At 71.9% G+C, this 1,967-nt stretch carries 1 protein-coding gene; it reads right to left on the bottom strand.

All coding sequences use genetic code 11. The features are described 5' to 3' along the window. Positions 1-22 precede the first annotated feature (22 nt). Positions 23-1,967, bottom strand: a 1,945-nt coding sequence (locus tag ACWGH4_RS30590) for a Tex family protein (RefSeq protein ID WP_453466623.1), incomplete at its 5' end; no start/stop codon positions are given.

Below are 1,967 nucleotides of genomic sequence, written 5' to 3'. Positions count from 1 at the left end.
TGCCCCCGGCCCCGGGGCGCACTCAGCGGTTCTTCGGGTCCACCAGGCCCGCGCGGCGCAGTGCGTCCGCCATCGCGCTGTTCGACGGGGCCGGGGCCTGGCGCGGTGCGGCGGCACCACGACGGTCACCACCGTTGCCGCCACCACGGCCGCCCCCGCCACCCGCACCACGGCGCTCTCGGCCCGCGCCGCCACCGCCCTGGCGCTGCTGCGGGGGACGTCCGCCGCGCTCACGCCGGGGCGCACCCGCCTCCGCCGGCTGCGCCGACGCCTCGTCGTCCAGCCGCAGCGTCAACGAGATCCGCTTGCGCGGGATGTCGACGTCGAGCACCTTCACCTTCACCACGTCGCCCGACTTCACCACGTCGTGCGGGTCCTTGACGAAGTTCCGGGACATCGCCGACACATGCACCAGACCGTCCTGGTGGACACCGACGTCCACGAACGCGCCGAACGCGGCGACGTTGGTGACCACGCCCTCCAGCACCATCCCCGCGGCGAGGTCGCCGATCTTCTCGACGCCGTCCTTGAAGGTGGCGGTGCGGAACGCCGGACGGGGGTCGCGGCCGGGCTTCTCCAGCTCCCGCAGGATGTCCGTCACGGTCGGCAGGCCGAAGGTCTCGTCCACGAACTCGGCCGGCCGCAACGACCGCAGGACGGAGGTGTTGCCGATGAGCGACGCCACCTCTCCACCGGTCGTCTTCACCATCCGCCGCACCACCGGATACGCCTCCGGGTGCACGCTGGAGGCGTCCAGCGGATCGTCACCGCCGCGGATGCGCAGGAAGCCCGCGCACTGCTCGTACGCCTTCGGGCCGAGCCGTGCCACGTCCTTGAGCGCCTTGCGGGATCGGAACGGGCCGTTGGAGTCGCGGTGCGCGACGATGTTCTCCGCCAGCCCGGCGCCGATGCCCGACACCCGGGAAAGCAGCGGCGCGGACGCCGTGTTGACGTCGACGCCGACACCGTTCACACAGTCCTCGACCACTGCGTCGAGCGACCGGGACAGCTTCACCTCGGACAGGTCGTGCTGGTACTGCCCGACGCCGATCGACTTCGGGTCGATCTTGACCAGCTCGGCCAGCGGGTCCTGCAGCCGGCGCGCGATGGAGACGGCGCCGCGCAGCGACACGTCCAGACCGGGCAGCTCCTGCGAGGCGAACGCCGACGCCGAGTACACCGAGGCGCCCGCCTCCGACACCATCACCTTGGTCAGGTTCAGCTCCGGATGCCTGGTGATCAGGTCGCCGGCCAGCTTGTCGGTCTCGCGGGAGGCGGTGCCGTTGCCGATCGCCACCAGCTCGACGGCGTGCTCCTTGGCGAGACGGGCCAGCTTCGCGAGCGACTCGTCCCACTTGCTCGCGGGAACGTGCGGATAGATCGTGTCGGTGGCGACCACCTTGCCCGTCGCGTCGACGACGGCGACCTTCACCCCGGTACGGAAACCGGGGTCGAGCCCGAGGGTCGCGCGGGTGCCCGCCGGGGCGGCGAGCAGCAGGTCGCGCAGGTTGGCCGCGAAGACCCGCACCGCCTCGTCCTCGGCGGCCGTACGCAGCCGCAGCCGCATGTCGATGCCGAGGTGCACCAGGATCCGGGTGCGCCAGGCCCAGCGGACGGTGTCGCCGAGCCACTTGTCGCCGGGGCGCCCGCGCTGCGCGACACCGAAGCGGGCCGCGACGATGCCTTCGTAGGACGAGGGACCGTCGGTCGGCTCCTCCGGCTCCAGGACGAGGTCGAGGACCTCCTCCTTCTCGCCGCGGAACATCGCGAGGATCCGGTGGGAGGGCAGCTCGGTGAAGCCTTCTGAGAAGTCGAAGTAGTCGGCGAACTTGGCGCCCGCCTCCTCCTTGCCGTCCCTCACCTTGGCGGCGAGCCGGCCGCGGGTCCACATCCGCTCGCGCAGTTCGCCGATGAGGTCGGCGTCCTCGGAGAAACGCTCCGTCAGGATCGCGCGTGCTCCCTCGAGG

This window comes from Streptomyces sp. NPDC054847, assembly GCF_053610925.1.
The sequence above is the reverse complement of the archived record's forward strand: the minus strand, read 5'-3'. Positions and strand labels throughout refer to the sequence as shown.